The organism is Streptomyces sp. BK022 (genome assembly GCF_004217355.1).
GTDB classification, from domain to species: Bacteria; Actinomycetota; Actinomycetes; order Streptomycetales; family Streptomycetaceae; genus Streptomyces; species Streptomyces griseoluteus.
This window is the reverse complement of record NZ_SHKU01000004.1, coordinates 762,354-783,414: the sequence shown is the minus strand read 5'-3', so window position 1 is coordinate 783,414 and position 21,061 is coordinate 762,354. Positions and strand designations below refer to the sequence as shown.

Here is a 21,061-nt window from a genome sequence, read left to right as displayed (position 1 = left end):
AATGGCGGGCGACCGAAAGGAAAACCGACATGTCGACCTCTTCCCTGGCAGCCCCGCTCGACGTGGAGCTGCGGCCGGGCAGACCGCCGGTGGCCCGTATCGACACCCCGCCGGACGTGCCGGGCTGGGCGGCGCAGTACCGCGACGTGCTGCGCGCCCAGGTCGCCGAGCACGGGTCACTGCTGGTGCGTGGCCTGGGGCTGCGGGACCCGGAGCAGGTCGGTGCCCTGTTCACCCGGTTGACGGGCGGCCTGATGACGGAGCGGGAGTCCTTCGCGCCACGCGAGACCTTCGGCTCGGGGCTGTACGTGTCCACGACCTGGCCGGCCAACCAGCCGATGTGCATGCACCACGAGCTGAGCTACACCCAGGAGCCGCCCGGTCTGATGCTGTTCGCCTGCCTGACCGCGCCCGAGGACGGCGGGGCGACGGCGGTGGCGGACGCGGCGGAGGTGCTGCGGGAGCTGCCTCCCGAGGTGCGGACGCGTTTCGAGCGGGAGGGCTGGCTGCTGACCCGGTCCTACAACGACGAGATCGGGGCGTCCCTGGAGGAGTCGTTCGGGACCGCCGACCGCGCCGGGGTGGAGGGCTACTGCCGGGCCAACGGCATCGACTTCGCCTGGCAGCCGGACGGTTCGCTGCGCACCACGCAGCGGCGCCCGGCCGTGGTCCGGCACCCGGTGACGGGCGAGGCGTGCTGGTTCAACCAGATCGCGTTCCTCAACGAGTGGACGCTCGCCCCCGAGGTCCGCGAGTACCTGGTGGACGTCTACGGCGCGGACGGCCTGCCCTTCAACACCCGCTTCGGGGACGGCGGTCCGATCGGCGAGGACGTCGTCGAGCTGCTCAACGCGACCTACGAGAAGCACACCCGGCGCGAGCCGTGGCAGGCCGGCGACCTGCTCCTCGTCGACAACGTGCGCACCGCGCACAGCAGGGAGCCCTACACCGGGGACAGGCAGGTGCTGGTCGGCATGGCCGACCCGCGCCGGCTGGACGCCGGTGCCACGAACCCGGAGGCGAGCGAGCGATGACCGATCTGTTGCCCACCACCACGCGGCCTGCCCACCCCGACCCGGCCTCGCCGACGTTCGCGGTGATCTCCGGCGAGCAGGTGCAGAAGGCGCTCGCCGGGCGCGAGCGGGAGATCACGGACCTGGTCGAGGCGACCTACCGGCTGCACGGGGCCGGGGACTCGGTGAACCCGCCGTCCTACTTCCTGCGCTTCCCCGACCGGCCCAGCTCGCGGATCATCGCGCTGCCGGCCTCGGTCGGCGGGTCCGTCGGCGTCGACGGCATGAAGTGGATCTCCAGCTTCCCGGACAACGTCCGGTCGGGACTCCCCCGCGCCTCGGCGGTGCTGATCCTCAACGACCCCACGACGGGTTACCCGTTCGCCTGTCTGGAGAGCTCCATCATCAGCGCGACCCGGACGGCCGCGTCCGCCGCGCTGGCCGCGGACTGGTTCAGCCGCAACCGGCCGCGTCCGACCCGCGTCGGGTTCTTCGGCACGGGTCTGATCGCCCGCTACATCCACACCTTCCTCGCCGGCACCGGCTGGGAGTTCGAGTCGGTCGGGGTGCACGACCTGGCCGCCGACAGCGCCGCCGGGTTCTGCGACTACCTGCGGCAGAGCGGGACGAGCGCGGAGGTCACGGTCCACGACAGCGCGGCGGACCTGATCCGCTCCAGCGACCTGGTGGTCTTCGCCACCGTCGCCGGACAGCCGCACGTCACCGACGCCTCGCTGTTCTCCCACAACCCCGTGGTCCTGCACGTGTCGTTGCGCGACCTGGCCCCCGAGGTCCTCCTCGCGTCGGCGAACTTCGTCGACGACGTCGAGCACTGCCTCAAGGCCGACACCTCCCCGCACCTGGTCGAACAGCGCACCGGGAACCGGGACTTCCTCAACGGCACGCTGAACGACGTGATGCTCGGCCGGGCGGCGCCGCCGCCCGACCGGCCGATCGTGTTCTCGCCCTTCGGGCTCGGCGTCCTCGACCTCGCCGTCGGCAAGTACGTCTACGACGAGACGGCCGCCGCGGGGAACCTCGGCCTCATCGACAACTTCTTCCACGACCTGCGCCGGTACGGCTGAGAGCCCTGCCCCTCCGCGGCACCAGGAGGCCCATCGTGCCCGTCATATCCGCTCCCCATGACTTCAACGAAGGCCATCTCTTCGTCGACCTCAAGTCGATCCTCGGATGTCCCCTCTACCTGAAGTGCGAGGGCTTCAACTTCGCCGGCTCCATCAAGCTGAAGGCCGCGAACGAGATGGTGGAGAGCGCCGAGCGGGAGGGCATCCTCAAGCCGGACTCCGTCATCGTCGAGTCCTCCTCCGGCAACCTCGGTGTGGCGCTCAGCATGATCGCCGCGAGCAAGGGCTACAAGTTCCTGTGCGTGACCGACTCGCGCTGCAACCTGTCGACCCGGCTGCTGATGGAGTCCCTCGGCAGCAAGGTGCACATCGTCGCCGACCTGGACGAGAACGGCGGGTTCCTCGGCACGCGGATCGAGTACGTCCGCTCGCTGTGCGCCTCCGACGACCGGTACGTGTGGCTCAGCCAGTACACCAACCCCGGCAACTGGCAGGCGCACTTCCGCACGACCGCGCCGCAGATAGCCCGTCAGTTCCCCCGCCTGGACGTGCTGTTCGTCGGAACGGGTACCGCCGGGACACTGATGGGGTGCGCCCGGTACTTCCGGCAGTGGCACCGTCCGGTGCGCATCGTCGCGGTGGACAGCGTGGGCTCGGTCGCCTTCGGCGGGGAACCGGGCCGCCGGATGATCCCCGGTCTGGGGATGAGCATGCGGCCGCCGCTGCTGGACGAGTCCTACGTCAACGAGGTGATCCGGGTGGAGGAGGCGGACACCATCCGCGCCTGCCACCGGATGGCCCGGCGCGGCTTCCTCTTCGGCGGGTCGACCGGCACGGTGGTGAGCGGAGCGGCACACTGGCTGGCCCGCCACGACACCCGTGACATGACGGCGGTGGCCATCGCGCCGGACCTGGGCGAGCGGTACCTGGACACCGTGTACCAGACCAACTGGCTGCAGGACCTGTTCGGCGACGAGATCCTCGACCCGAGCCGGTCCGCCGGCCCCTTCGAGGCGGACGAGCCGGCCCCCCGCGAGGCGGACCGCTGGCCACAGCCGTAACACGTTCCCCGCCTGCCCCGTCCATCTCGGTGCCGCCCGTGTGAGGGCCCTGTGCAACAGGGCCCTCGCAGGCGTCCTACGGCGTAACCGGGGCATCCGGATTGCCGGAGACGCAGGAGGGGTGATGGTCATGTTCGAACCCGACCGTGAACGAGCGGTGGCCCGTGAGGAGCCGGTCGGCGAATTGGTGCAACGCGCCTCGCAGCAGCTCACCGAGCTGGTGCGCGGCGAACTCCGCCTCGCACAGGCGGAGATGAAGGAGAAGGGCAAGCGCTACGGCAAGGGCGGCGGGTTCTTCGGGGGCGCCGGCCTGGTCGGTTTCCTCACGCTCCAGGCCCTGGTGGCCACGGCGATCGCCGGTCTTGCGGTACCGCTTCCGGTGTGGGCCGCGGCCCTCATCGTCACCGGCGTCCTCGGCGCGGTCACCGCGGTGCTCGCCCTGACCGGCAAGAAGGAGGTCGGCATGGCCGCCCCGCCCGCTCCGGAGCAGACCATCGACAGCGTGAAGGCCGATGTGGCCGAGATCAAGGAGAGTGCCAAGCGATGACACAGCAGCCGTTCGAGGAGTCCTCCTCCGCGAGCCCCCAGGAGCTTCGGGAGCAGGTCGAGCGGACCCGCCACGAGCTCGGGGAGACCGTGGAGGCGCTCACCGACAAGGCCGACGTCAAGGCCCGCGCCCAGGAGAAGGCGGCCGCGCTCAAGGTGCAGACCGCCGAGACCGCGCAGAAGCTGGCGGAGAAGGTGCCGGACCCGGTCAAGGAGAAGGCCGCCATCGCGGCGACCCAGGTGCGGGCCAAGGCCGGCCAGGCCGAGCAGCTCTGGCAGGAGCGCGCGCCCGAGCAGGTCCGCGACAAGCGCAAGCTGCTGGTCGCCGGTGCGGTCGCGGTGGTCGCGCTGACCCTGCTGAGCCGCCGGAAGCGCCGCTAGCGCGCTCCGTACCGAACGGGCCCCGGCCGAGCGGAAGTCCGCTCGGCCGGGGCCTGTCGCGTCGGCTCAGTTGGGCTGCCCGACCGGACGCACGACGACGGTGTTGACGTCCACCCCGGCCGGCTGCCGGATCGCCCAGACCACCGAGGCGGCGATCTGGTCGGCGGTCAGCAGATGCCCCGGCGGCAGACTGCCGTAGCCGTCCCAGAACGGGGTCTCCACCCGGCCGGGTGCGACCAGGGTGACGCCGATGCCGTGCTCGGTGACCTGGCGCCGGGTGTTCTCGGCGAGTCCGGTGACCGCCCACTTGGTCGCCCCGTAGAGGTTGCCGGGGGTGTTCACGAACCCGGCGACGCTTCCGATGAGGACGATCCGGCCGCGGGTCTCCTTGAGCGCGTCGACGGCGGCGCGGATGAGCAGAGCCGGGCCGAGGACGTTCGTCAGCACCATCTCGCTCCACCCCGCCGGGTCGCCCTCGGCGACGGAGTCGTGCGTGGCGACACCGGCGTTGGCGATGACGGTGTCCAGCCGCCCGTACCGCTCGACGGTGCGGTCCACCGCGTCCCGGACGTCGTCGTAGGACGACGCGCTGCCCGGGACGGCAAGCAGTTCGGCGGGATCGCCCAGGCTCTCGGCGAACTCCCGCAACCGGTCCTTGCCGCGTCCGGTGACGGTGACCCGGTAGCCGGCTGCCAGCAGCTGCCGTGCCACCGCCGCGCCGATGCCGCTGCCGCCGCCCGTGATGAGCGCGACCGGTGAGTCGTTCATGGTCATCCCCCTCGGTGTTCGTGGACACCGAGGAGCTCATCACTTGGAGTGCTCGCGAAGTCAAGGCTTTCCGCGGGGTGCCGGGGCGATCGCGGGGAAGGCGGACGTCATGAGCGTCGATGAATCTTCCTCGAACGAGTCCTCCCTGCGCGCCGTGGGGTGGGCCCGGTCGCTGCCCGTCAGCAGTGGCGTGAAGGCGGCGCGGGACTGGACGCGCGGCCACCTCGAGAGCCTGGACTGGTCGCGGAGCGCGCCGGACACGGTGGACGCGGTGCTGCTGACCGTCTCCGAGCTCGTCACCAACGCCCATGTGCACGCCCAGGCCACCGCGCAGCTCGTGCTGACCTGGGACAGCGAGTGCCTGCATGTCACCGTGCACGACGCCTCGCCGGAGCTGCCGGAACAGCGCAGGCCGACCACCCAGGCGACCGGCGGGCGGGGCATGCTGCTGGTGGACGCGCTGGCCGACAGCTGGGGCGCCTATCCTTGCCCGCGCGGCAAGGAGGTCACGGCCTGCTTCCGGCCCGTGAGTTGAGGGTGCCGGTCAGGAACGGGCGAAGTCCTCGGGCTGGAACTCGTCGTTCTTCAGGTGCCGTTCGATGTCCTCCAGGCTGTGCCCGGTGAGTTCCGGCATCTTCCGCCAGACGAACAGCCAGGCGGCCACGTTGAAGAAGGCGTAGATCCAGAAGACCTGGCCCACCCCGAAGGCGCTGATCATGCTGAGCAGGGTGAGGGTGATCAGCAGGTTGGTGCTCCACAGGGTGGCCGACTGGACGCTGGTGGCGGCGGCCCGCACGGTCAGCGGATAGATCTCGGAGCCGGTCAGCCAGCCCATCAGCTGCAGGCCGCCCGCGTTGAAGAACATGAAGGTCAGCAGGCAGGCGACGATGGCGGGGACGTAGGCGCGAGTGCCGTGGCCGGTGATGTAGAAGCCGCCCAGCACGAACAGGCTCAGGGCTGCGCCGGGCACCATGATCAGGGTGAGCCTGCGGCGGCCGACCTTGTCGACGATCCACAGGCCGACGATCATCATCACCAGGTAGACCACCCCGAGCGCCACGCTGACCCGGAGCGCCGAGGAACGGTCGAAGCCGTTGTCGGTGAGGATGGTCGGGGCGTAGTAGATGATCATCTCGATGCCGGAGAGCTGGGTGAAGACGGCGATGCCGCAGCCGACGACCAGCGCCGGACGCACCCACCTCTGCCGCAGCCCGCGCCAGCCCTGATGGTCGCGGTCGGTGCGCTGCTGACGGCGGCCCAGGGCGCTGATCTCCTCCAGCTCGGAGTCGACGTCGTAGCCCGCCGGGCGGACCCGCCTCAGGACCTTCTCCGCCTCGTCGACGTCGCCCTTGCGCAGGATCAGCCAGCGGGGACTCTCGGGGAGCCGCAACTGACCCAGCAGCATCAGCAGGGCGGGGGCGGCGGCCGCGCCGATCGCCACCCGCCAGGACACGGCCTCGCTCGCGCCGACGATCGTGGCGATCACGATGCCGACACCGATGGCGAGCTGGAAACAGAGCACCAGGCGGCCGCGGATCGTCCGGGGCGCCAGCTCGGCCACGTACATCGGCACGGTCTGCGTGGCGCCGCCGACCGCGAAGCCCAGCAGCACGCGGGCGAGGGCCAGACCCACGGCGTTGGGGGCGACCGCGCAGGTCAGGCTGCCCACGATGAACACGCAGCAGATCAGCAGGATGGTGCGGTGCCGGCCGAAGCGCTCGCACAGCAGGCTGCAGCTCAGCGAGCCGATGACCGCGCCCAGCAGGATTCCGGCGGCGATGGTCTCCTTCATCGTGTCGCCGATGTGGAACTCCTCGGCGATCTGGAGCAGCGCGCCGGAGATGATGCCGGTGTCGTAGCCGTACAGCAGACCGCTGATCGCGGACACCACGGCCGCCATCAGCATGTGGCCGTTCAGCCCCTTGGTGGTGCGGGGCGCCTGACCCGCGGCTTGCGTCATCGTTCCTCCCGGGCGGTTTCGACCGTTTCCGCCAGCCAGAACCGTACGTCGGAGGAGGTCCCCCAGCCGGGACGGCTCGCTCCGGCGGGCCGAACCGGCCGAGCGTGCCGACCGGCCGTGGAGTCCCACCCGGAACGATCAGGTCAGCGGCACACGAGCCGCTGGGCCTCGACGCTCGCCGGTTCGAGCTTCTCGTCGATCCCGCACTTGACGAGGTCGCCGTACGTCACCGGTGACCAGGTGGCCACGGTGCCGCGTGTCGGTGTCGTGTCCGCCGGGGCGCAGTAGTGTGCGAAGGACGCTTCGTAGGTGGTGACGCCGACGGCGTAGAAGAGGGCGCCCTTCGACTTCTTGAACGACACTTCCTGCACCCTGTCCGCGCCTAGCCTGAAGTCCTCCCCGGCGTCGGCGAGTTCGACACCGGTCTCCCTCTCCAGCGCCGCGACGGCGGCACGCTGGTCCAGCGTGCCCTCGTCCGGTGTGACGCCCGCGTGGAGCGAGCGGACGGGAGCCGCCTCGAAGGTCGCGTGGACGGTGGTGGTCCCGTGCCCCACATCGAAGCGCCGGGCGTCCGACACCCCTGCCAGCACCTCCCTCTTCACGACCTTGCCCCACCGGAAGGTTCCGTGCGGGCAGGCCCGCTCGGACGGCGCGACACGGGCACCGGCGGGACGCGCCGGCAGTGCGTCGGCGGCGCAACCGCTCCCGGCCAGCACGACGGCGACCGTCACCAGCCCTCGAACCCCACGCTTCATGCTCGGCAGCCCTCCCCTTGATCCGAGGGGACAGTCTCCCCGACCCGCTCCCCCGGCCCGCACCGGCCTGGACCGACAACTGGTCACTCGAAGGGGCCGGTTGGGGGAGACAGAAGGTGCCCGCGATACAGGAGTCGTTTCCTCGGCATTGCGGAGCGATTTTCTCGGGGCGGTTGCTGAAACGGTTCGTAGTGCGAAGGGACCGGGGGTGGGGTGTGTGTGCGCCCCCGGTGGGAGCCGGGGCGGGGGCAATGACCGGAATCGGGCTTCAAGGGCAGCTCATCCACTCGGGACGATGGGTCCAGCCTTCGGGACCGGCGTCGTCCGTGGCGGTGGCCGGGGGCGGGGACAGGGGGAGTTTCAGGATGAGCGTGCGCAAAGTTGTGGGCGTGCTGGTGGCCGCGGCGGCGCTGGCGGGAAGTCAGCTGCTGGCCGGGAGCGCGTCGGCGGCGGGCGGTGTGCAGGGCCGGATCGACGGCTATCTGGCCGCCCACCCCGGCGAGCGGCAGCTCGCGGCGGACAAGGCGACGATGCCCGGCGGGACGGTGACCTTCGCCGCCTCCGCCACCGCCGCGATCAGTTGCAGCTCCGGGCACCTGTGTATCCAGGACGGCGACGGCAAGCGTTACGACTACTACTACTGCGGCTACTACGACTTCTACGGAATCGGGGACGGCTACTTCAACAACAGCCAGAGCAGCGGCACCGTGGCCCGCTTCTACAACCAGAACGGCACCGAACGGTGGAGCAGCCGGGCCCCGCAGAGCGGTACCGCGTCCTGGACGCCGGTATGGCACATCCGCCCCTGCTGACCACCAGGGACACCACACTGCTCCCCGCCTTGAGCCGAGGCGGGGAGCAGTGCTGTCGGGGGTGGATCAGAACGCCGTCAGCGTGAGCGTGAAGCCGGAGGGCGCCGTGTCCTGGATGAAGGAGGCGAAGTCGGCGACGTCGTCGAAGGCGAAGCCGTACGCCTTGCCGTCCTTGGTGGCCGCGTGGATGGCCTTGGAGTAGTGGTTGGTCAGCTCGCCCTGGTAGAAGGCGGCCGGGTCGGTGCTGGGCTGCGCGGTGTCGGTGAGCAGCGTCGAGCGGTTGAAGCCGGCGCCGAGGACGGCGGCGACGGGACCGGTGGTGCCGTCGTTCGGGGCGGCGAGGTTGCCGTCGCAGAAGAGGACGTCACGGGTGGAGGGCTTGGCGAAGGACACCGAGGCCGGCCCGTCGAAGGTGAAGCGGTCGCCTCGGACGCGGCCGGTGAAGGTGCCGGCGTTGGTCGTGATCTTGAGGTCCTTGCCGGTGAAGGTGGACCACACCTCGTCGATGTACGGCGCGAAGTAGTCCTTGGCGAAGAGCCCGGCGTCCAGCCCGTGACCCGGCGCGATGATGCGCTTGTCGTCGACGACCAGCTTGGAGAACTCCGCGACCTCCTTGACCGCGGCGAACGCGGCGGCGCGGCCCCCGTCCCGGATGCCGCCGGTCGTCTGGTCCTTCTCACCGGTGAGCCGGATGCTCATCGGCACGCTGAACATGTCGACCATCGTGGTGTTGCAGAACATGCCGGACGCGTTGTACGTGAACTCCGCACAGTCGTGCAGCACACCGAAGTTGGGGTCGGACTCGACCCAGCCGGCCGGGAACTGCAGCGCCGCGTTGCCGTTGCCGTCGGTGACGGCCTTCATCTTCAGCTTGTCGCCGAGCGAGACGTAGATACGGCCCGACATGAACGGCAGGGACAGCTTGGTCTCGCCGCTGCCCGCGAGCGGTATCGCGTAGTCGGTGAAGCCGTCCGCACCGTTGTCGGAGACGGCGATGGGCGCGAGGGTGCCGTCCTGCTTGAGGCGGACCTGCTTGCCGTCGACGTTGCCGACCACGTAGACGTTCACGGAGCCGTTGGCGAACGAGCCGCTGTTGTTGACGACGGTCACCGGCAGCGAACCCGAGGCCGCGCGGGTCTTGTTGCCGCCGCTGTCGCCCGGCTGGTCGGCGAGGGCGAAGGGCGCGATGGCGGCGCCCGCGGGGATGGCCACGGCCGCACCGCCCAGGGCGAACATCAGCTTGCGGCGGGTCAGGTTGCGCTGGTGACGAGGCGACATGCGGGTAACTCCTTGCAGTGGGGGAAGCACCCGGCCGGAGCCGGGACGGCACGGGGACGGTCAGGGGGGCCGGGGGTCGGCGACTCCCGGCCCCGGACCTCAGTTCTGGGCGGAGACGTGGACGTAGTCGACGGTCATCGTCTGCGGGAAGGACGTACCGCCGTCGGGGCTGCCGGGCCAGTCACCGCCGACGGCGAGGTTGAGGATGATGAAGAAGGGGTGGTCGTAGACCCACTTGTTGCCGTTCACGTCGGCCGGGGTGCGGGTCTGGTAGTTCTGGCCGTCCACGGACCAGGTGATGCCGGACGGGCTCCAGTCGACCGCGAAGGTGTGGAAGTCGTCGGCGAACGGCCTGCCGTCGGGCAGGTTGTACGCGGCGCCGATCCCGCCCGCACCGGAGTAGCCGGGGCCGTGGATGGTGCCGTGGACCGTGGAGGGCTCCTTGCCGACGTTCTCCATGATGTCGATCTCGCCGCTGCCCGGCCAGCCGGTGCTGCCGAGGTCGTCGCCCAGCATCCAGAAGGCCGGCCAGGTGCCCTGACCGCGCGGGATCTTGATGCGGGCCTCGAAGTGGCCGTACTTCTGCGTGAAGGTCCGCGCCGTGTTCAGCCGCGCGGAGGTGAACTGACACGGCCCGTTCCAGCAGTTCAGGTTGGGATCGGTGTTCTTGCGGGCGGTGATGACGAGGTTGCCGTTGCCGTCGAGGGCGGCGTTGTCGGTGCTGTTCGTGTAGTACTGCAACTCGTGGTTGCCGTTGCCGCCGCCACCCGTCTCCAGGGTCCAGCGGGAGCTGTCCGGCGCGCTGCCCGCGGCGCCGTCGAAGTCGTCGGACCAGCTCAGCGCGGCCGCCGGCGCCGCGTCGGCGCGGTGCGCGCCGGGGCCGGTGGTGTTGAGCAGCACACCGGCCGCGAGGGCGGCGGCGCTTGTGCCGATCAGTCCGCGGTAGGACCAGCGACGTAAACGATGACCAGCCATGACCTGAACACACCCTGTTCTCTGTGGGGGGACGTACGAGGCACGCCCTCGACCGTGGGGGGAGGGGACGAGCGCCGGAGGAGCACACCGCACACACCGGACCCGAAGGTCTGAGAGCGCTCTCACGCGCAGGGCGAGCACCACCGGCAGGCCCCGACCATACGCCTCGGCCCCACCGGCTCCAACAAGCCCGGCGACCCCCCAAATCGCCCATGAGCAACGGGTATCCGAACAAACGGCAGCCTCACCGGGCGATGTTTAATCCTCGATTAATCTCCCCTTAAGTCCCGGCCGAGGAACCGGAGTTGGCGCCCTGACATGCGAAGACCCCCGTCGCTGCAGGGGCTACGGGGGCCTTGCCGGGGGTCTCGGTCTCCTGAAGGTCTCGCCCCGTCGCGGATGTTCCGTTGCGGGGAAGACGATGGTCTTCCTGATCCCCTCAGCCCGTTACGGCGGCGGAGCCGGCCGCCCGGGTTCAGGTGGGCGTGGTCGTCGCCTGGCGGGTGAGGGGGAGCAGCCCGAGAGCGGTTTCGGCGGCCGTGTCGAGGTAGGCGGGATCGGTGCCCGCCTTGCCCAGAGCCTCGATGCCGCGCATCACGCTCAGGAGGAAGGCGCCCAGGCGTGCGGGGTCGGCGTCGGCGCTGATGTCGCCCGCGCGCTGGGCGGCGGACAGGGCCTGGGTGAGCAGGGTGCCGATGGCCTGGACGGTGCGGCGGGCGATTTCGGCGACCTGGGTGTCGTGCTCGGACCGTTCCGCGGCCCCCTTGGCGAGCAGGCATCCGCGCAGCGCGGTGTCGGCGCCGGTGGCGCGGGCGATGGTGCGGATCTGCTCCCGTACCCGGTCCAGCGCTCCACTGTCGGAGCCGGCGAGTCTGGCGCGCACGGTATCGACGAGGCCGGCGCAGTAGGCGGCGAACACCCGGCGGTACATCTCCTCCTTGGTCCCGAACGCGCCGTACAGGCTGCCCTTGCCGAGCCCGGCGGCAGCCGCGATCTCGTCGATGCTGGTGGCGGCGTAGCCCGTGGACCAGAAGGTGTCCCTGATCCGCGCCAGGACCTCCGTCTCGTCGAAGCTGCGGGGTCTGGCCATGCGGTCACCGTACCCGTTCTTGACCGTTCAGTCCATAACAACTACGTTCTGGACTGAACGGTAAAGAACTGTGCGCGAGAAGGGGGTGGCCCGCGCACCGCAGCGGCGTCGGGCCGAGGGGCAGGGCCCCGCCGCGGCGCGGCACCGCCGCGCGGGACCGGAACCCCGCCGCCCCGAAATCCCCTGTCTGTTCGCACCCCACCGGAGACACAGCATGAGCGAGAACATCACGGCCATGGTCGCCAACGTCGAGGTCGACGATCTGGAAGCGGCCATCCCTCTCTACCGCGACCTGGCCGGCGGCGCCGAAGCCAGGCGCTTCACCTACAAGGAACTCCACGTCGCCAAGGTCGGCCCCTTCCTGCTCTACGCGGGCCCGCTGGAGAAGTACACCTCGCAGACCGCCACGGTTCTGGTCCACGACCTCGGCCCCGTCCTGGAGGCGCTGGCAAAGGCCGGCGCGGACATCCTCGAAGAGGTCAACGAGGTTCCCAACGGCACCCGCATCGTCGCCCGCCACCCCGACGGCGCCGTCTTCGAATACATGAAGCCGCGCCGTTCGTGAGCGCTTCGTGAGGAGTTCTAACCCCGGTCGGCCGCCGGGCTGTCCTTCGCCAGGGCGTACAGCTCCTTGGACGTCGTGATCAGCTCGCGGCGTTCCTCGTTCGAGCCGACCATGGGCTGGGAGCCGCGCAGGGGGACCTGGGCGCTCTCGGGAAGGAACTTCACCGTGATCAGACCGATGGCTCCGGCCAGCATCAGGTAGTACGCGGGCATCAGGTCGTCGCCGGTGATGTCCACCAGCGCGGCGGTCACCAGCGGGGTCGTGCCGCCGAAGGCCGCGACGGCGAAGTTGAAGCCGATGCCCATCGCCGCGTACCGGACGGCCGTCGGGAAGAGGGCCGGCAGCGTGGCCGCGCTCGGCGCGGCGAAGCAGGCGAGCAGGGTGGACAGGATCAGCACGCCGAGGATCGGCGCCCAGGTGCCCTCCATCTTGATCAGCAGGAAGGACGGGACGGCCAGCACGATCATGGCGACGGCGGCCCAGCCGTACAGCGGGCGCCTGCCGATCCGGTCGCTGAGCCGGCCGAGGAACGTGATCAGGATGACGATCCACACCATGCCGATGAGCACCAGCACGTCGGCCGAACTGCTGGACCGGCCGAGCGTCTCGGTCTGGTACGTCGGCAGGTATCCCGTGACCATGTAGTTGGTGACGTTGTAGAGCAGCACCAGGCCCATGCAGATGAGCAGCGCCGCCCAGTGCTTCTTGATGATGTCCTTGAACTCGCTGCCCGCCGACTCCTGGGCGAGGCTCTTCTCGTGCTCGTCGAGCTGCTGCTGGAAGGCCGGGGACTCCTCCAGCTTCAGCCGCATGTAGAGGCCGATCACACCGAGCGGACCGGCGACCAGGAACGGGATGCGCCAGCCCCAGGAGAGCATCTCGGCGTCCGTCAGCAGCAGGTTCAGCACGGTGACCAGGGCGGAGCCGAGGGCGTAGCCGACGAAGGTGCCGAAGTCGAGCCAGCTCGAGAGGAAGCCGCGCCGCCGGTCGGGTGAGTACTCCGCGACGAAGGTGGTCGCACCGCCGTACTCGCCGCCGGTGGAGAAGCCCTGCACCATGCGGGCGACCAGCAGCAGGATCGGTGCCGCGATGCCGATGGTGGAGTAGCCGGGGATCACACCGATGGCGAAGGTGCCGATGGCCATCATGATCATGGTGGTGGCCAGCACCTTCTGCCGGCCGAGCCGGTCGCCGAGCGGTCCGAAGACCAGGCCGCCGAGCGGGCGGACCACGAAGGCGGCGGCGAAGGTGGCGAAGGAGGAGATCACCTGGGCGCCCGGGGAGGCACCGGGGAAGAACACCTTGCCGAGCGTGGCGGCGAGGTAGCTGTAGACCCCGAAGTCGAACCACTCCATGCAGTTGCCGAGCGCCGAGGCGCCGACGGCCCGTTTGAGCAGGGGAGATTCGACGACCTGGACGTCGTCCTTGCGGAAGGCACCCCGATTGCGCCGCAGTCGGTGGGTCAGCTCCTCGCGGACCTGATGGGGGAGCTCCATCACGGCCTTGGAGGCCTTCTTCTTTATGTCTGAGGGCCGCTCTCCGTCGGACAGGGCATCACTCACTGCCGCTCCTTTCGCCGTCGGTGTCACCGGGATGCGCTTTCTCCGGCCGCACCGGGCATCAGCCCCGTGTCCCATCCTGCTGCCCAACGCCCCACACGTCACACCGGCCACGTGCACACGGGCGAACCCCGAGGTCAGAAGCGGGGTGATTAAGAAACAAGGCAGCTCAATCCCATGACATGCGACGGTTGGACTTCGCGCTGCCGAGGGCGCAGGGTGGATCAGCCCCGCTTCCCGGGGGCACCCCTACGGCATCACCCGGAGATCACCCGATGAACCATGTCGCGGACCCCGCTCGCTACGACGGCACCATGCGCTACCGGCGCACCGGCCGCTCGGGGCTCGACCTGCCCCTGCTGTCGCTGGGCTACTGGCACAACTTCGGTGACGACCGGCCCTTCGCGACCCAGCGGGAGATCGCGCTGCGCGCCTTCGACCTGGGGATCACCCACCACGACCTGGCGAACAACTACGGCCCGCCCTACGGCTCGGCGGAGATCAACTTCGGCCGGCTGATGAAGCAGGACCTCGCGCCGTACCGGGACGAGCTGGTGGTCTCCACCAAGGCGGGCTGGGACATGTGGCCGGGCCCCTACGGCCAGGGCGGTGGCTCGCGCAAATATGTGCTGGCCTCCCTGGACCAGTCGCTGAAGCGTATGGGCCTGGACTATGTGGACATCTTCTACTCCCACCGGCTGGACGCGAGCACGCCGCTGGAGGAGACGATGGGCGCGCTCGACACCGCCGTCCGCCAGGGCAAGGCGCTGTACGTCGGCATCTCCTCCTACGACGCCGAGCGCACCCGGCAGGCCGCGGCGATCCTGCGCGAGCTGGGCACGCCGATGCTGATCCACCAGCCGTCGTACAACATGCTCAACCGCTGGATCGAGACCGAGGGTCTGCTGGACGTGGCCGAGGAGGAGGGTTTCGGCGTCATCGGCTTCACGGCACTGGCGCAGGGCCTGCTGACCGGCCGCTACCTGGACGGCGTGCCGGAGGACTCGCGGGCGGCGGCGGGCAAGTCCTTCGACCAGTCCTGGCTGACGGAGGACATGCGCGGCCGGCTGCGCGCCCTGAACGACATCGCGGCCCGGCGCGGCCAGTCCCTGGCACAGATGGCGCTGGCCTGGGCGCTGCGTGACGAGCGGGTGACCTCGCTGGTGATCGGCGCCTCGCGCACCGAGCAGCTGGAGCAGAACGTGGCGGCGCTGGAGAACCTGGAGTTCAGCGCCGAGGAGCTGGCCGAGATCGACAAGTACGCCACGGACGGCGGGGTCGACCTGTGGGCCGACGCCCGGCAGGGCAACCTCGGCGGCTGAGCGGCGTACCGGGCATGACGTGACCCCCCTGAGAGACCGCTTTCCGTGTGGCCATGCACCGTCAAGCTAGGGTGTGGGCAATGGTTGCACCAAGAAAGAGTCAAAAAATCCAGGGGGGTTGCCATGGGCACCGCACGCACGAGTAGGACGCCGCTGCCGGGGATCGGCGTCCGGTACGACCTCACCACCCGGGAACACCGCGGGCTGTCGGTGGTGGCCCACCGGGACGGGGCGCGGACACTGAGCGCCTACCGCGAGGACGACCCCGACGCGTGCGCACTGTCGGTGCAGTTGACCAGCGGCGAGGCGGAGGCCGTCGCCGGGGCGCTGATGCCGACGCACCAGAGCCCCAGCCTGCTCTTCACGACCGAGCTGGGTCTGGTCGCCGAGCGCATCTCGCTGTCCTCCGTCTCGCACTGGAACGGACGGCTGCTCGGGGAGACCCGGATGCGCACCGAGACCGGTGTGTCAATCGTGGCCGTGCTCCGCCGCGCCGACGCCATCCCCTCCCCCGGCCCGGGCTTCCGGCTGGCGGGCGGTGACACGCTCATCGTGATCGGCACCCGCGAGGGCGTGGACGCGGCCGCCGAGATCCTCGGCAGGGAGTGATCCGGATGCATTCCTCCGCGGTCTTCCTCATCGAGTTCGGCGCGATCATCCTGGCCCTCGGCCTGCTCGGGCGGCTCGCCGCCCGGCTCAGGTTCTCCCCCATCCCGCTGTATCTGCTCGCCGGGCTGGCCTTCGGCGAGGGCGGGCTGCTGCCGCTGGGCGCCAGTGAGGAGTTCGTGGCGATCGGCGCCGAGATCGGCGTGATCCTGCTGCTGCTCATGCTCGGCCTGGAGTACACCGCCGGTGACCTGGTCTCCAACCTCAAGACCCAGTACCCGGCCGGTCTGGTGGACTTCGCGCTCAACGCGGTGCCGGGTGCGGTGATGGCACTGCTGCTGGGCTGGGGTCCCATCGCCGCCGTGGTGCTGGCCGGCATCACCTGGATCTCGTCCTCCGGCGTCATCGCCAAGGTCCTGGGCGACCTGGGCCGGATCGGCAACCGGGAGACCCCGGTGATCCTCAGCATCCTGGTGCTGGAGGACCTGTCGATGGCGGTCTACCTCCCGCTGGTCACCGCCCTGCTGGCCGGTACGGGCTTCGTGGCGGGCGGCATCACCCTCGCCATCGCGCTCGGCGTGGCCGGTCTGGTGCTGCTGCTGGCGGTGCGCTTCGGCCGGGTCATCTCCCGCTTCGTCTCCAGCGACGACCCGGAGAAGCTGCTGCTGGTGGTCCTCGGCCTCACCCTGCTGGTCGCCGGACTCGCCCAGCAGCTCCAGGTCTCGGCGGCGGTCGGCGCCTTCCTGGTGGGCATCGCGCTCTCCGGAGAGGTCGCCGAGGGCGCGCACAACCTGCTGGCACCGCTGCGGGACCTGTTCGCGGCCGTTTTCTTCGTGTTCTTCGGGCTGCACACCGACCCCGCGAGCATCCCGCCGGTGCTGCTGCCCGCGCTGGCCCTGGCGGTCGTCACCGCGCTCACCAAGATCGCCACCGGCTACTGGGCGGCGCGGCGCGCGGGCGTCTCCGTGCGGGGCCGCTGGCGGGCGGGCGGCACGCTGGTGGCGCGCGGCGAGTTCTCGGTGGTCATCGCCGGTCTCGCGGTCACCTCGGGCATCGACTCCCGGCTGGGCCCGCTGGCCACCGCGTACGTGCTGATCCTGGTGGTCGTCGGTCCGCTGACCGCGCGCTACACCGACCAGATCGCCCTGGGGTTCGCCAAGTGGCGCCGGGCCCGCACGACCGCCGCCGCGCCGGCCGCGGAGCCGTACGCCCCCGCTGAGGTGCGCGACCAGGACGCGGTGGGCCGCTCCTGAGTACGGCCCTTCACGCAGGTCACGGGGGGGGCGGAGCGCGGCGCGGCGTACGGTGATGCCATGCCGCCTCCCCTCCCCGGCCCGCTGGCGCCGCTGGCCCCGCTCCTCGGTCACTACGGCTACTGGGCCGTCGGCGCGGTCGTCTTCCTGGAGGACTTCGGGGTCCCGGCGCCGGGCGAGACGATTCTGCTCGCGGCCGGGGTCTACGCCGGTGCGGGCCGGCTGAACATCGTCGCCGTGGCGTCCATCGCGTTCGCGGCGGCCGTCCTCGGGGACAACGTCGGGTATGTGATCGGCCGTACGGGCGGCCGGGCGTTCGTCGAGCGCTGGGGCAGGTACATCCTGCTGACGCCGAAGCGCTTCGAGGCCGCGGAGGCGTTCTTCCGGCGGCACGGCGGCAAGATCGTCACGGTGGCCCGGTTCGTGGAGGGACTGCGCCAGGCCAACGGCATCATCGCCGGCACCACAGGGATGCCCTGGCCCCGCTTCCTCGCCTTCAACGCGCTCGGCGCGGCCCTCTGGGTGGGCCTGTGGTCCTCCCTGGCATACCTGGCGGGCAGCCACATCACGGCGGTGTACGACGAGATCGTCCGCTATCAGCGTTACGTGCTCATCGCCGTCGCATTGCTGGTGGCGGCGCTGGTCGTCCGGCATCTGGCACGGCGCCGACGGGCCCGCCGGAACGACTCCGGTCCATGAATTTCGACTTTTCTGGTTTGGCCCGGCGGGGGTGGGGATATCCGAATGTCGACCACGCACCGAAAACGTTGGGATGTGAATACCCCATGGCTGGTGACCAGAAGGGCAAGGCCAAGGCGGAGCAGCTCAAGGGCAAGGTCAAGGAGACCATGGGCAAGGCCGTCGGGAACGAGCGCATGGAGGCCGAGGGCCGCGCCGAAGGCGCCAAGGGCGATGCCCGTCAGGCCAAGGAGAAGGCGAAGGACACGTTCAAACACTGAGTCGGTGCGATGCCGTACCGGGGCGGGCCCGGAAATCCCCTTCGCGGATTTCCGGGCCCGCCACTTTGTGTGCCTGGTGTTTTACCCGGGTCATTTCTCACGCGTCCGGGGGAATCACGCCCCGACGCCCCTTGATCGGCGGAGCTGGGGGTAGCCGGGTGGAGAAGGGACGATCCTCCGCGATCGCACGACGGGGCCAGGACCGGCCACCACGGGAGAAGGGCGATTCCGCATGGACCTCCCCCTCACGACAGACACCATGACGCGGACCACCGCGGAGCTGCCGCGCTACAGCCGCCGCTGGGACGCCGACACCGCGTCCCTCCCGGAGGCCAGGGACGCGGTCGCCGACCTGCTCGCGCGGGTCCGCCCCGCCCCGTCGGCGCGTACCGTGCAGGACGCGCAGCTCGTCGCCAGCGAGCTGGTGACCAACGCGCTCAAGCACGCGCCGGGGCCGTTCACGCTGTGCGTGGAGGTGGTCCCCGACCCGGTGGCCCTGCGGATCAGCGTGACGGACTCCTCGCCCCGCCCGCCCCGGCACCGCCCGCCGGACCCGGAGCGGGTGGGCGGGCACGGGCTGCGGCTGGTGAGCCTGCTGTGCGGGGCGCTGGAGGTCACTCCACTGGGCCGCGGCAAGCGGGTCACCGCGTCGGTGGCGCTGGACTAGGGGGCGTCTCCCCCTCGGGTGTGTCCGGCGGCGGCCGCGCGTCGTCGCCGGACCGGAGCAGGGGGTCGGCGTCCTCGGTGGCCGGGCGGGGTGGCGGGGCCTCCCCCGCCGTGAGGTGTTCCAGCACCTCGACCAGTTCCTCGCACGCCCGCTCCACGGAGCGCCGGGTGTGGCGTTGTTCGGCGATCACGGCGGACAGCAGCAGCGCGGTCAGCGCCATGGTGCCGTTGAACCCCTGGAGCTTGGCCATGATCTCGACACGGCTCAGCCCCCGGAAGGCACCCCCCTCGCCGTTGGCGACGAGCGCCGCGAGCACCGAGGTGGCCAGCGCGCACAGCATGCTGCCGACCAGCTCGAAGCGGAGCGCGCCCCAGATGATCAGCGGGTACACCAGGAACAGCAGGCTGAGGTGGCTGTAGACGGCGAACGGGACGACGCAGACGGCGGCCACGGCCAGCGTGCCGGCCTCCCACCGGCGGGGTGTCGGCCGCAGTCCCCGGGCGTGGCTGAACAGGAGCAGCAGCGGGGTGCCCAGCAGGACGCCCATGGCATCCCCCACCCACCAGGCGAGCCACACGGTCCAGAAGGCGTGCGCGGGCATCCGGTCGGTCACCACGAGCAGGGCGACACCCAGGGTCGAGCTGATCAGCATGGCGCCCAGCGCCCCGAAGAACACCAGCGCGAGCCCGTCCCGCAGCCGCCTGAGGTCGGTACGGAACCCGGCCCGGCGCAGCAGGGCCACCGCCACCACCGGGGCGAGGGTGTTGCCGACCATGTAGCCGAGCGAGTAGAGCACCGGCGTGTCCAGCGACAGCACGATGAGGTAGGCGCCGATGGTGACGCCGGGCCAGTACCGCACCCCGAGGATCAGCAGGGCGGCGACGGCCACGCCGGTCGGCGGCCAGATGGGGGTGACGACGGCGCCGTCGACGGTGAGCTCGCAGAGCAGCCCGAGGCGCCCGGCCGCGAAGTAGCAGACCGCGACGGCCACGACCAGGGCGGCATGGCCGCCCGGCCGACGCGCTTCAGGGAATGCCACCACCCGGCAACTCTCACACCGGTCGGCCGGGAGCGGCCAGGCGAACGCCGCCTATGGGCTGACGACGCGGGGCTGCGCGGGCGGTGGCGGGGTGTCCGGCCCGTCGTGGCCGACGACGAGCACGGCCGCGTCGTCGTCGTGGCCCACATGGTCGGCGCCCTTGATCACGGCGGCGGCGAGCGCGTGTGCCTTGAGGCCGGCCACGGCGGCGATGCCCGCGAGGCGGACCACTTGGGCGAGGCCGTCCTCGACGGGCAGGGAGGGCCCTTCCACCACGCCGTCGGTGAGCAGGACGAAGACCCCGCCGGTGGAGAGCCGGTGCCGGGTGACGCGGTAGTCCATGCCGGGCTGGATACCGAGCGGCGGGCCGCCCATGTCGTGGACGACGCCGGACTTGCCGTCGGCCGTGGCCCAGACGAAGGGGATGTGCCCGGCCCGCGCGCTCTCCAGAACGCCCGTGACGGGGTCCAGCCGGAGGAAGGTGCAGGTGGCGAAGAGGTCGCTGCCGAGGGTGACCAGCAGGTCGTTGGTACGGGCGAGCAGTTCGCCCGGTTCGCTGCTGACGGAGGCCAGCGCCCGCAGCGCGGCCCGCACCTGGCCCATGAAGGCGGCGGCCTCGATGTTGTGTCCCTGGACGTCGCCGATGGTGAGGCCGATCCTGCCGTCGGGCATGGCGAAGGCGTCGTACCAGTCGCCACCCACGTTGAGGCCCTGGTTGGCGGGGGCGTAGCGCACCGCGAGGCGCAGGCCGGGGCGGCGGGGCAGGTCGCGCGGGAGCATGCCGCGCTGGAGGGCGATGGCCAGCTCGACCTGGCTGCGCTGCTGTTCCGCGCGCTCACGCGCCTGGGCGGTGAGCGAGCCGAGTCTGGCCAGCAGCTCGTCGCTTTCGTCCGTGGAGCGCTTGCGGAACATCGTTCACCCCGGTGGGCGGTGATCCTGGCGGGCCGTTGTCTGGATTTTACCCATGCGGGCGCTTTCGGCGTCCGGGACGGCCCGCCACGGACCGTCAGTGCACCTGGGAGTCGATGCCGGTGATCACGGCGGGACCGAGCGGCGCGGAGTTCTCGTCCAGCCCGACGGTGCGCAGGGCCTCGTCCGCGAGGCGGCGGGCCTCCTGCTCGGCGTGCTTGTTGTTGTCGGCCTCGACGGTGAGGTGGAGGGTGAAGGTGCCGTCGTCGTTCACGTTGACGGTGTCGAGGTCCTCGGCGCTGCCCAGGTCGGTGCCGTGCGGGTCGGCGGGACGCAGGGCCCGGCCCAGCCGGGCGCGGGTGTCGGCCTCGATGTCTCCGGTGAAGGTGCCGGGCACGGTGATCACGTAGGTCGTCATGGTCGTCCTTTCCTCGAAGCCCCCGTCTACCCGCTTTCCG

23 protein-coding genes and 1 pseudogene are annotated in these 21,061 nt (G+C 70.7%); 14 read left to right on the top strand and 10 right to left on the bottom strand.

Features of this window, described 5'->3' with window-relative positions:
• The first annotated feature begins 29 nt into the window (after positions 1 to 29).
• The 5 genes from EV284_RS20395 (at position 30) to EV284_RS20375 (ending at position 4,086) form a co-directional block, all read left to right on the top strand.
• Positions 30 to 1,034, top strand: coding sequence for a TauD/TfdA family dioxygenase (locus tag EV284_RS20395; RefSeq protein ID WP_130336136.1), 1,005 nt, complete (start codon positions 30 to 32; stop codon positions 1,032 to 1,034).
• A complete protein-coding gene (gene sbnB, locus EV284_RS20390; RefSeq protein ID WP_130336134.1) occupies positions 1,031 to 2,098 on the top strand; it encodes a 2,3-diaminopropionate biosynthesis protein SbnB in 1,068 nt (355 codons plus the stop codon). The genes EV284_RS20395 and sbnB overlap by 4 nt, the downstream gene beginning before the upstream one ends.
• 35 nt (positions 2,099 to 2,133) lie before the next feature.
• Positions 2,134 to 3,159 (top strand): 2,3-diaminopropionate biosynthesis protein SbnA, encoded by a 1,026-nt coding sequence (sbnA, locus tag EV284_RS20385; protein WP_130336132.1) that lies wholly within the window; start codon positions 2,134 to 2,136, stop codon positions 3,157 to 3,159.
• Between the two features lie 130 nt (positions 3,160 to 3,289).
• Complete coding sequence (locus EV284_RS20380) at positions 3,290 to 3,706, top strand: phage holin family protein (RefSeq protein WP_130336130.1); 417 nt, start codon at positions 3,290 to 3,292, stop codon at positions 3,704 to 3,706.
• The gene (locus EV284_RS20375; RefSeq protein ID WP_130336128.1) at positions 3,703 to 4,086 is read left to right on the top strand and encodes a DUF3618 domain-containing protein; all 384 of its coding nucleotides are present in this window, start codon (positions 3,703 to 3,705) and stop codon (positions 4,084 to 4,086) included. Before EV284_RS20380 ends, EV284_RS20375 begins: the two co-directional genes overlap by 4 nt.
• A gap of 66 nt (positions 4,087 to 4,152) precedes the next feature.
• Here EV284_RS20375 and EV284_RS20370 read toward each other — a convergent pair whose 3' ends face one another.
• Positions 4,153 to 4,854 carry an SDR family oxidoreductase gene (locus tag EV284_RS20370; RefSeq protein ID WP_130336126.1) on the bottom strand — a complete coding sequence of 234 codons (702 nt, stop codon included), beginning with the start codon at positions 4,852 to 4,854 and terminating at the stop codon, positions 4,153 to 4,155.
• Positions 4,855 to 4,963: 109 nt separating this feature from the next.
• Here EV284_RS20370 and EV284_RS20365 point away from each other — a divergent pair, with 109 nt between their 5' ends.
• Entirely contained in the window at positions 4,964 to 5,389 is a 426-nt protein-coding gene (locus EV284_RS20365) for an ATP-binding protein (protein ID WP_130336124.1), read from the top strand.
• Positions 5,390 to 5,398: 9 nt separating this feature from the next.
• Here EV284_RS20365 and EV284_RS20360 read toward each other — a convergent pair whose 3' ends face one another.
• Both EV284_RS20360 and EV284_RS20355 read right to left on the bottom strand, forming a co-directional pair.
• Positions 5,399 to 6,814, bottom strand: a complete 1,416-nt coding sequence (locus tag EV284_RS20360; RefSeq protein ID WP_130336122.1) for a sugar porter family MFS transporter — start codon at positions 6,812 to 6,814, stop codon at positions 5,399 to 5,401.
• Between the two features lie 143 nt (positions 6,815 to 6,957).
• Positions 6,958 to 7,569 carry a hypothetical protein gene (locus tag EV284_RS20355; protein ID WP_130336120.1) on the bottom strand — a complete coding sequence of 204 codons (612 nt, stop codon included), beginning with the start codon at positions 7,567 to 7,569 and terminating at the stop codon, positions 6,958 to 6,960.
• A 365-nt stretch (positions 7,570 to 7,934) separates the two neighbouring features.
• Here EV284_RS20355 and EV284_RS20350 point away from each other — a divergent pair, with 365 nt between their 5' ends.
• Positions 7,935 to 8,381: a hypothetical protein gene (locus EV284_RS20350; RefSeq protein ID WP_130336118.1), complete on the top strand. Its 447-nt coding sequence runs from the start codon at positions 7,935 to 7,937 to the stop codon at positions 8,379 to 8,381.
• 66 nt (positions 8,382 to 8,447) lie between these two features.
• On the opposite strand, the gene EV284_RS20345 is transcribed toward EV284_RS20350, so the two are convergent.
• The 3 genes and pseudogenes from EV284_RS20345 to EV284_RS20335 form a co-directional block, all read right to left on the bottom strand.
• Positions 8,448 to 9,659 (bottom strand): beta-1,3-glucanase family protein, encoded by a 1,212-nt coding sequence (locus EV284_RS20345; protein WP_130336117.1) that lies wholly within the window; start codon positions 9,657 to 9,659, stop codon positions 8,448 to 8,450.
• A 120-nt stretch (positions 9,660 to 9,779) separates the two neighbouring features.
• Positions 9,780 to 10,634: pseudogene (locus EV284_RS20340) on the bottom strand (glycoside hydrolase family 16 protein); the annotation flags it as partial.
• Between the two features lie 475 nt (positions 10,635 to 11,109).
• Positions 11,110 to 11,724 carry a TetR/AcrR family transcriptional regulator gene (locus tag EV284_RS20335; RefSeq protein WP_130336113.1) on the bottom strand — a complete coding sequence of 205 codons (615 nt, stop codon included), beginning with the start codon at positions 11,722 to 11,724 and terminating at the stop codon, positions 11,110 to 11,112.
• A gap of 214 nt (positions 11,725 to 11,938) precedes the next feature.
• Between EV284_RS20335 and EV284_RS20330 the strand changes: the two genes are divergently transcribed.
• The gene (locus EV284_RS20330; RefSeq protein ID WP_130336111.1) at positions 11,939 to 12,289 is read left to right on the top strand and encodes a hypothetical protein; all 351 of its coding nucleotides are present in this window, start codon (positions 11,939 to 11,941) and stop codon (positions 12,287 to 12,289) included.
• 17 nt (positions 12,290 to 12,306) lie between these two features.
• Here the strand turns inward: EV284_RS20330 and EV284_RS20325 are convergent, their stop codons facing one another.
• Positions 12,307 to 13,785, bottom strand: coding sequence for an MFS transporter (locus EV284_RS20325; RefSeq protein ID WP_242625764.1), 1,479 nt, complete (start codon positions 13,783 to 13,785; stop codon positions 12,307 to 12,309).
• Between the two features lie 338 nt (positions 13,786 to 14,123).
• On the opposite strand from EV284_RS20325, the gene mgrA reads away from it, so the two are divergent.
• The 6 genes from mgrA (at position 14,124) to EV284_RS20295 (ending at position 18,655) form a co-directional block, all read left to right on the top strand.
• Positions 14,124 to 15,170: an L-glyceraldehyde 3-phosphate reductase gene (gene mgrA, locus EV284_RS20320; protein ID WP_130336109.1), complete on the top strand. Its 1,047-nt coding sequence runs from the start codon at positions 14,124 to 14,126 to the stop codon at positions 15,168 to 15,170.
• Positions 15,171 to 15,293: 123 nt separating this feature from the next.
• On the top strand, positions 15,294 to 15,779 hold the full coding sequence (locus EV284_RS20315) for a TrkA C-terminal domain-containing protein (RefSeq protein WP_130336107.1): 486 nt from the start codon (positions 15,294 to 15,296) through the stop codon (positions 15,777 to 15,779).
• A 5-nt stretch (positions 15,780 to 15,784) separates the two neighbouring features.
• Entirely contained in the window at positions 15,785 to 17,029 is a 1,245-nt protein-coding gene (locus tag EV284_RS20310; protein ID WP_130336105.1) for a cation:proton antiporter, read from the top strand.
• A 60-nt stretch (positions 17,030 to 17,089) separates the two neighbouring features.
• Entirely contained in the window at positions 17,090 to 17,728 is a 639-nt protein-coding gene (locus EV284_RS20305; RefSeq protein WP_130336103.1) for a DedA family protein, read from the top strand.
• 86 nt (positions 17,729 to 17,814) lie between these two features.
• Complete coding sequence (locus EV284_RS20300) at positions 17,815 to 17,988, top strand: CsbD family protein (RefSeq protein ID WP_086695494.1); 174 nt, start codon at positions 17,815 to 17,817, stop codon at positions 17,986 to 17,988.
• A gap of 259 nt (positions 17,989 to 18,247) precedes the next feature.
• Complete coding sequence (locus tag EV284_RS20295; protein WP_242625743.1) at positions 18,248 to 18,655, top strand: ATP-binding protein; 408 nt, start codon at positions 18,248 to 18,250, stop codon at positions 18,653 to 18,655.
• Here EV284_RS20295 and EV284_RS20290 read toward each other — a convergent pair.
• From EV284_RS20290 to EV284_RS20280, 3 genes are all read right to left on the bottom strand, one after another.
• Positions 18,630 to 19,697, bottom strand: coding sequence for an MASE1 domain-containing protein (locus tag EV284_RS20290; protein WP_130336099.1), 1,068 nt, complete (start codon positions 19,695 to 19,697; stop codon positions 18,630 to 18,632). The two genes, EV284_RS20295 and EV284_RS20290, sit on opposite strands and share 26 nt — an antisense overlap.
• Positions 19,698 to 19,745: 48 nt before the next feature.
• Entirely contained in the window at positions 19,746 to 20,606 is an 861-nt protein-coding gene (locus EV284_RS20285; protein WP_130336097.1) for a PP2C family protein-serine/threonine phosphatase, read from the bottom strand.
• 94 nt (positions 20,607 to 20,700) lie between these two features.
• Positions 20,701 to 21,021 carry a hypothetical protein gene (locus EV284_RS20280; protein ID WP_130336095.1) on the bottom strand — a complete coding sequence of 107 codons (321 nt, stop codon included), beginning with the start codon at positions 21,019 to 21,021 and terminating at the stop codon, positions 20,701 to 20,703.
• Positions 21,022 to 21,061 lie beyond the last annotated feature (40 nt).